The 7,142-nt window shown below is 62.1% G+C and carries 8 protein-coding genes and 3 pseudogenes; 5 read left to right on the forward strand and 6 right to left on the reverse strand.

Annotated elements, in window-relative coordinates; genetic code table 11:
* Positions 1–220: 220 nt before the first annotated feature.
* Positions 221–680: pseudogene (locus tag FV234_RS24665) on the forward strand (helix-turn-helix domain-containing protein); the annotation flags it as partial.
* A gap of 41 nt (positions 681–721) precedes the next feature.
* Here the strand turns inward: FV234_RS24665 and FV234_RS24670 are convergent.
* The gene (locus FV234_RS24670) at positions 722–1,942 is read right to left on the reverse strand and encodes an IS256 family transposase (protein ID WP_147832283.1); all 1,221 of its coding nucleotides are present in this window, start codon (positions 1,940–1,942) and stop codon (positions 722–724) included.
* 60 nt (positions 1,943–2,002) lie between these two features.
* Here FV234_RS24670 and FV234_RS24675 point away from each other — a divergent pair.
* Positions 2,003–2,651 (forward strand): annotated as a pseudogene (locus tag FV234_RS24675) (IS630 family transposase); the annotation flags it as partial.
* On the opposite strand, the gene FV234_RS24680 reads toward FV234_RS24675, so the two are convergent.
* Together FV234_RS24680 and FV234_RS26845 are read right to left on the reverse strand one after the other, a co-directional pair.
* Positions 2,652–3,194 (reverse strand): sulfite exporter TauE/SafE family protein, encoded by a 543-nt coding sequence (locus FV234_RS24680; protein ID WP_147832285.1) that lies wholly within the window; start codon positions 3,192–3,194, stop codon positions 2,652–2,654.
* Between the two features lie 65 nt (positions 3,195–3,259).
* Positions 3,260–3,667 (reverse strand): helix-turn-helix domain-containing protein, encoded by a 408-nt coding sequence (locus FV234_RS26845; RefSeq protein WP_306422432.1) that lies wholly within the window; start codon positions 3,665–3,667, stop codon positions 3,260–3,262.
* On the opposite strand from FV234_RS26845, the gene FV234_RS26850 reads away from it, so the two are divergent.
* Both FV234_RS26850 and FV234_RS24690 read left to right on the forward strand, forming a co-directional pair.
* Positions 3,647–3,835 (forward strand): hypothetical protein, encoded by a 189-nt coding sequence (locus tag FV234_RS26850; RefSeq protein WP_238272781.1) that lies wholly within the window; start codon positions 3,647–3,649, stop codon positions 3,833–3,835. The genes FV234_RS26845 and FV234_RS26850 overlap by 21 nt on opposite strands.
* Before the next feature lie 806 nt (positions 3,836–4,641).
* Complete coding sequence (locus FV234_RS24690) at positions 4,642–4,980, forward strand: hypothetical protein (RefSeq protein ID WP_147832289.1); 339 nt, start codon at positions 4,642–4,644, stop codon at positions 4,978–4,980.
* Between the two features lie 32 nt (positions 4,981–5,012).
* Here FV234_RS24690 and FV234_RS24695 read toward each other — a convergent pair whose 3' ends face one another.
* On the reverse strand, positions 5,013–5,423 hold the full coding sequence (locus tag FV234_RS24695) for a helix-turn-helix transcriptional regulator (RefSeq protein ID WP_147832291.1): 411 nt from the start codon (positions 5,421–5,423) through the stop codon (positions 5,013–5,015).
* 316 nt (positions 5,424–5,739) lie between these two features.
* On the opposite strand from FV234_RS24695, the gene FV234_RS24700 reads away from it, so the two are divergent.
* Positions 5,740–6,303, forward strand: a complete 564-nt coding sequence (locus tag FV234_RS24700) for a PAS domain-containing protein (protein WP_147832293.1) — start codon at positions 5,740–5,742, stop codon at positions 6,301–6,303.
* Positions 6,304–6,415: 112 nt separating this feature from the next.
* On the opposite strand, the gene FV234_RS24705 is transcribed toward FV234_RS24700, so the two are convergent.
* Together FV234_RS24705 and FV234_RS24710 are read right to left on the reverse strand one after the other, a co-directional pair.
* Positions 6,416–6,910 carry a MucR family transcriptional regulator gene (locus tag FV234_RS24705; protein WP_147832295.1) on the reverse strand — a complete coding sequence of 165 codons (495 nt, stop codon included), beginning with the start codon at positions 6,908–6,910 and terminating at the stop codon, positions 6,416–6,418.
* Positions 6,911–6,999: 89 nt separating this feature from the next.
* Positions 7,000–7,142, reverse strand: a pseudogene (locus tag FV234_RS24710) (IS5/IS1182 family transposase); the annotation flags it as partial.

Raw genomic sequence — 7,142 nt, forward strand, 5'->3', positions numbered from 1 at the left:
AAGACATCGACCTGACGCAGCTTGGCGACGATCTCTTCAGCCGTATGCTTCTTCCGTCCCATGAAAATATCCTCCACATGGCTTGAAGCCATACCTCAGGGAGGACCACTTTTCAGGAGGCAGGCCAAGTTTGATCGGCCCCCACGAGGTGGTCCAAGGGTGAAGTTATACCAAGCCTCTCTGAGCAGGACTCATGTGGGGTAGCGTCGGCATCTCGGTCGTGATTCTTTCCTTAGGTTTGGAGCCTGAGGAGGATGTCATGGCTGCGCTGGTGCCGCTGCGGTCGGACTTCGATGCCGAGGGCGTGCGTGCTCTTGCCAAGGGGGCGCGCGATCCCGCCCAGACGCGGCGCTTGCTGGCTCTGTCGGCGATCTATGCGGGCGGCGCGCGCTCGGCCGCCGCCGCTCTCGGCGGGGTCGGGCTTCAGACGGTGCGGGACTGGGTCGTGGCGTTCAACGCGTACGGTCCGGACGGGCTGATCGGCGGCAAGGCGCCCGGGGCTCGCCCGCGCCTGGCCGCCGAGCAGCGAGAGGTGCTGCGCGCCCTGGTCGAGCAAGGTCCGCGGGCCCGCCCACGGGGTGGTGCGCTGGCGGCTGGTCGATCTCGCCCAGATCCTGTTCCAGGACCACGGCGTGTCGGTGTCCGAGCAGACGCAGAGCCGGGTGCTACGGGCCATGGGCGGGACTATCGGAAATTCCGTGTGTGGGCGGCGGGTTGCACATCAGGCCGCCATGGCCCGGGTGAAGCGCTTGCCGAAGATGACGGCGAACTGGGCCTTGGCCATGACCCACTCACGCGGACCCATCTTCCACGCCTTCTCGGAGCGGTTCAAGACCAGGTAGAGCAGCTTCAGCGCGGCCTCGTCGGTCGGGAAGTGGCCCCGGGCGCGCACGGCCCGGCGTAGCGTGGCGTTCAAGGCCTCGATGGCGTTCGTCGTGTAGAGGATCCGGCCGACGTCGCCAGGGAACGCGTAGAACGGCACGACCTCACTCCAGGCCCGCCGCCGACTCTGGCCGATGGCCGGGTACTTCCGGCCCCACGCGCTCGCCTCGAAGGCAACCAAGGCCGTCTCGCCGGCTGTGGCGTCGAGCGCGCGATAGATGTCCTTGAGCGCGACCGCCACCGCTTTGCGATCCTTGTAGGAGACGAAGTCGAGGCTGTGGCGCAGCAGGTGGACGATGCAGGTCTGGACCATCGCGTCGGGGAAGACCGCCCGGATCGCGTCGGGGAAGCCCTTCAGCCCATCGACCACGGCAAGGAGCACATCTTCGACGCCGCGGTTCCTGAGCTCGTTCATGACCCGCAGCCAGAATTTGGCGCCCTCGTTCTGCTCCAGCCACAGGCCGAGGATCTCCTTGGATCCGTCGGCGCGCACGCCGAGCGCGATGTGCACGGCCTTGTTCCGGACGAGGCCCTCGTCGCGCACCTTGATCCGCAAGGCGTCGAAGAACACGAGCGGGTAGACCGGCTCCAACGGCCTGGCCTGCCAGGCGGCGACCTCCTCCAGCACCGCGTCGGTCACCGTGCTGATCAGGTCGGGTGAGACCTCGATCCCGTAGAGCTCGCGCAGGTGCCCGACGATCTCTCGGGTGCTCATGCCGCGGGCGTACATCGACACGATCTTGTCGTCGAAGCCCGGAAAGCGGCGCTGATAGCGGGCGATCAGCTGCGGATCGAACGTCGCCTGCCGGTCGTGGGGGATCGCCAGTTCGATCCGGCCCGTCTCGGTCATGACCGTCTTGCGGCCGTAGCCGTCGCGGCTGTTGCCGGCGTCCTCGCCCGCCAGATGATGGTCCACCTCGGCGTTGAGCGCCCGCTCGGCCAGGGCCTTCTTCAGCCGATCAAGCAGGCCGTCGGCTTCAAACGCCGCCTTCGGATCGGCACCGGCCAGCAGCTGGTCCAGGATCGCGTCAGGGATGTGGGGTGCTTTGCGTCGTGCCATCGGAAACCTCCTTCGGGTCCACTATGGCCGCCTCCACACGAAATTCCTGACAGTCCCGCCATGGGCTACCGCAAACTCTCGGCCCGCCCGCGCCACCACGCCCAGGATCCGGACGCCATCCCGGTTTTTAAAAAAGCTTCCCCGCCCGCCTGGAGGCGATCGCGCAGGCCGTCGGCGGCAAGCCGATGGAGATCTGGTTCGCCGACGAGGCCCGGGTCGGCCAGAAGAACACGATCACCCGGCGCTGGGCCAAACGCGGCACGCGCCCCGCGGCACCCAAGGACCAACGCACCCGGCCTACCTATTCGGGGCGATCTGCCCGGCCAGAGGCACCGGGGCCGGCCTCGTCATGCCTCGCTGCACCACCGAAGCGATGGCTCTGCACCTCGAAGAGATCGCCCAGGCTGTCGCCCCCGGCGCGCATGCCGTCCTGCGGCTCGATCAAGCCGGCTGGCACACGACCACGAAGCTCGCTGTGCCCGCCAACATCACGCTGCTGCCCCTGCCCCCCCGCGCCCCCGAACTCAACCCCGAACTCAGCCCCGTGGAGAACCTGTGGCAGTTCATGCGTGACGACTGGCTCGGCAACCGCGTCTTCACATCCTACGCCGACATCCTCGACCACTGCTGCGACGCCTGGAATACCCTCATCGACCGCCTCTGGCGCATCATGTCGATCGGACTGCGCGCCTGGGCCCATGAGTTCTAATCAGTGAGGATTGGTATTAACCGTGCGAATATCCTGGCTGACACTGATCGACAAAAGTGCAGTCAGGATGACACCGAGCCCCGCACCGAAGAAGCCGCCATAGATGGAAGACACTCCGATCATCGCAGGACCAGTCATCGTATCGACGGGTCTCGGGCCACGTTTCGCCTGGTGGGCCTGTATCGTTGGTGCGAACGCAAACAAGATCGTGGCGAACGCGATGAGCACCGGCACAGGGCCGGTGAACAGGGCTTCGGGAAGCCAGAGCAGGAGAAGTGCACCTGACGCGCCTCCGAGGAGGGATGCGGCGGTCAGCCACCCGAGGCGGCGGTCAAAGGGCGGCCATCGACCAGGGTCCGCGAGGACAGCGATAAGATGACCCGGCATGATGACCACGGCATTCGAAGCATTGGCGATCACGGGAGGCAGGCCGACTTGGAGCATAGCTGGAAACGTGATCAGCGTCGCGCCGCCCGCTACCGCGTTGATCACGCCGCCAACCGCTCCTGCCCCCATCAGAAACAGTGTCGTCATCCAATCCATCACGCACCTCCAGCACCGGTTGTGATGGCTGCGAGACGAGATGTCTGGAACGTTTGTGACCGCTCTCAGGCAAGCTGGTAGCGGGAGGGGGTGGTCCCAAAGGCATGCCTGAACCAGGGGCCGAAATGGCTTTGGTCAGCAAAATCTGTCGCCGCAGCCACCTCTGCGGGGGGCGTACCCGTCCGTAGCATCTGACGGGCATTATTGAGGCGGAGCATGCGTCTGAAAGCATGAGGTGGCATGCCGTGGTGGCGCGAGAAGCGGCGCGTGAAACCCTCTCGGCTCAAGCCAGCCTGGGCTGCGACGCAAGCGATTGACGCATCCCTGGTAGAGGAAGGCATATCTGGGAAGAGTTCCGCCAGCGGCCTCGTCATGCTCATCAGGGCTATGGAGTGGTCAGAGAGAACGTAGAGATTGAGGGATACCGTGTCTGGAGCACAATCAATCCCCTGGTGTGGGACACCCGCAGGCATGATGCAGGAGCTTCCAGCCGGTACATCGATGTAGCGGCCGCCGACCAGGAACTGACGCCAACCGGTCAGAACGAAGCTGATCTGCGCTTCTTGATGAAAATGCTGGACGAGAGATTCATTGTATCCAGCACAGCACACAGCCAACTCGATATCTTAACTAAAATTTGACCGCACGTAGCGCCATGACACGGAACCATCCTCCTTTCACGTGATGCGACCGGCTACACTCGTCGGGATAGTCCACGACTGCGTTCAGGATGCCACCTCTCGCACAAATGTCCGCTTCACATTCTATCTCATCCAAAAGCGGACCGGCAAAAAGCCACCCAACCCGGCCATAGAGAAGACGGACGGGTCTCGACCCAACCTCGCCGTCCAGGCCCGCATCGACGATGCCCGAAAGCAGCCATTCGTCGGGCGTGAGGCAACTTCGGTTCGGGGTCGACAGCGTACCCTGGCCTTTGAGCCCGACGCGGACATCCCGCGACGAACGCGATATCGTTGTACGCTTCGAAATCAATCAATCGTAGAGCGCCTACATAGAGCCGGGCATTTCGCGGGAGATCGATCACTGCAAAATCTGTAATGCGAAGCTTCGGAAAGAAATTCTCCACGGCTAGGTGTTATAAACCATTAATAAATCTATTATCGAGATCGATTAATAGTGGAGATAATATAACACTCTCCGGCCGCACTTGTCGTTCGACTACATGTCGCTTGCGCCGGAGGTCGTCATCTGGCCAAGAGAACCGAGTGGATCAGTGCCGTCCGCTCGCCCTGCCATCGTCACACGACCGAAGATGCACCAACTGCGAACCCAGGTTACCGAGTGGAGGCAGGCCACGGATCTTTGGTGTTTTCGCCTATCAAGCTAAGCTCTTCCAAGGTGTCCGCCGATTTTTTTGGAGTGTTGCATTGTGGGCATCGCTTAATTATCGACAAGCGTTCAAGTCCCTGATTTAGAGGGGACTACGATGTATCGAAAAATTACTGCTGTTCTTATCGCCTCGATCAGTTTGGCCGCCTGCCAAACTGCTACGCCGGGCCCGCAGCAGACAGCTGTGTTCCAAGAGGACATCGCACGCCTTCGCGCCGATCGTGACACAAAGCGCATCTCGTATACGGAGTGGGCGGAGCGCACGGGGGCTGCTGTGCGGGCAAACGTGACGCTCAGCCCCGATCAGGAAGCCGCGATCACCTACCGGACGCAGCTGGCCCGACGCGTGGATGCAGGCGCGATGACGCCGCGCCAGTTCGAACGCGAGAGCGCTCGTGCCCTGGAGCGCGTGAGGGCAAGCAAGCAGGGCGCCTGAGGTCGTACAGACCCTGCACGGGGCGTCATCGTTCAATTCATGGCGTCGCTTGATACCGTCTGCAGGCTGGCAGCAGCCTTGACGATGGAGAGCACGCTGCTGCGCGTCACCTTGTCGGAGATGGTAGCGAAGGTCTGGACCAGTTCCATCACCTCCGGGTCCTGCAGCAGGTGCTGGATCGACGCGCGGCCGTCGACGGCCTCAGCCGGATCGTCGAAGAAGGTCGAGACCGGTACGCCGAGGAAGTCCGCGATGGCCTGAAGACGTGCGGCGCCCACGCGGTTGCGGCCCTTCTCGTATTTCTGGACCTGCTGGAACGTGACCCCAAGGGCCTGAGCGAGCGCGGTCTGGCTCAGTCGCTGGGCCGTTCGATACGCCGCGATGCGGCTGCCGATCGAGCGGTCGCCATCAGTAGTGAGCTTCGGCGCATGGGTGAGGGTCATCTCGGCAGTCTCTTTCGGGTTGGAGGAAGCCGAGCCGGCGTCGCTGCCATCCCGAACACAACCTAATACGCATTGCGCGCGATTGAGTTTCAAGGAAAAGATCAATTCTGGGTTGCAAAAACCGCATAACTTTTTCGTGTACGATCCTCGGTCATCTGACCCGAACCCGTACTCACCCTCTCGTTACGCCTCGCCCAGACGGGTTCTGAGGTAGCTACAGCCCGGGGCTGTATTACAAATCCTATCGTGCCCGAGGATTGCATTCATTGAGGGTCTGGGCTGTGATGTGCGACGCAATCTTTTATGGAGGCAGCCCATGCCAGCATCTTTGCAATCCATCCTCGATGCATCGGGCTATCTCGGTACATGGGAAACGGATCTTGATACGCAGATCGTCGAGCTGACAGGTGCGCTCCCCCGGGTGCTTGCCGTCGATGAGACGCAAGGTGCATCGGGAGTACCCGTCTCATTGCTTCTGAAAGGCGTCCATTTGGCAGATCGCGAGCGTATCGCTCAGCTCATGCACAAGGCTCACAACACCGCAGGGCGGTTTGAAGCCGAGTTTCGAACCTGCGACCGAGAGGGCGGTGTTCACTGGATCGCCGCACGTGGCCGTGTCGAGACTGATCCCACCGGCCGGGGCTTGCGCTGCATTGGGCTGATGACGGACTTGACGGAAGCGCGCCGGGATGGCGAGGCTGCAACCGATCATACGATGCAAACGATCGACCGGGTGGTCGATGCGCTCATGGCGCTTCGATCTTTGACAAAGGAGCTAGGTTCGCCAATCCTGCCGACCTTGATCAACGTCATGCTGCTTGAACTCGGAACGATCCTGGCCAGTAGTATCGGATCGAGCGACTTCGACCGCGTGCACTGACGAGAGTTCGATCAAGCCGTCCGCTGCCTGACGGCGGTTCGACCGTGACACGATCAAGTCCGCCTCGAACTTGAAGGTGCCGCGGTTTGCCGGAACGGGGCGCTGAACGGCTTCAGGCCGCCTCTGCGACCTTCTTCCGTCCACGCGCCTTCGGGGCTGCCTCAGGGGCGTCTGTCGCTTCCGGGGCGATCTTACGGCGCTGCTGACCGAGACCAAGCGCATGAGCGAGTGCTGAGCGCTGGGCGGAGTAGTTGGCCGTCGTCATCGGGTAATCGGACGCCAAGCCATATTTCGCGCGGTAGCCCTCGGGGGTCAGGCCGCGCAGCGTCAGGTGGCGCTTCAGTGTCTTGTAGGACTTCCCATCCTCGAAGCTGATCAAGGCGTCAGGCGTGATCGACTTCCTGATCTGAGCCGGCGTCGGCTTCTCAGGGCCAGCGGTCTCGGCTGCGGCCTCGTTGCCAAGACCAGCCAAGGCGGCATGTACGCTGGCGATCAGAGCGGGCAACTCAGACATGGGTAAGTTGTTGTTCGACACGAAGGCGGACACGAGGTCGGCCGTCATTTCAAATTCGTCTCGCCCCGAGACGAAAATTGCGCTGTCATGCATAGTACTACCTTTAAAAGATCTCTAGATTTGCATAACGATTTCCGGAATTAATCGTCAAGCTTTTGTTAGAAATTTCGGCTTAGCGCGTGTTATGAACCTGTCATAAGTCGTTCTGCCTGTTTCAGCATGAGACAGACGAAGGCGACCATATGAAGTCCTGCCAGCGTGCTGGCATAACGTTCGTAATCCTTGACCAGGCGCCGACAGCGCGTCGCCCAGGCGAAGGACCGCT

The sequence above is a fragment of the Methylobacterium sp. WL8 genome (assembly GCF_008040045.1).
Lineage (GTDB): Bacteria > Pseudomonadota > Alphaproteobacteria > Rhizobiales > Beijerinckiaceae > Methylobacterium > Methylobacterium cerastii.

What these genes read in the sequence shown, in the direction of transcription:
- FV234_RS24670 (WP_147832283.1), bottom strand. Translation starts at nt 1,942, where the DNA reads ATGGCACGACGCAAAGCACCCCACATCCCTGACGCGATCCTGGACCAG.
- FV234_RS24680 (WP_147832285.1), bottom strand. Translation starts at nt 3,194, where the DNA reads ATGGATTGGATGACGACACTGTTTCTGATGGGGGCAGGAGCGGTTGGC.
- FV234_RS26845 (WP_306422432.1), bottom strand. Translation starts at nt 3,667, where the DNA reads ATGCCTGCGGGTGTCCCACACCAGGGGATTGATTGTGCTCCAGACACG.
- FV234_RS24690 (WP_147832289.1), top strand. Translation starts at nt 4,642, where the DNA reads ATGTATCGAAAAATTACTGCTGTTCTTATCGCCTCGATCAGTTTGGCC.
- FV234_RS24695 (WP_147832291.1), bottom strand. Translation starts at nt 5,423, where the DNA reads ATGACCCTCACCCATGCGCCGAAGCTCACTACTGATGGCGACCGCTCG.
- FV234_RS24700 (WP_147832293.1), top strand. Translation starts at nt 5,740, where the DNA reads ATGCCAGCATCTTTGCAATCCATCCTCGATGCATCGGGCTATCTCGGT.
- FV234_RS24705 (WP_147832295.1), bottom strand. Translation starts at nt 6,910, where the DNA reads ATGCATGACAGCGCAATTTTCGTCTCGGGGCGAGACGAATTTGAAATG.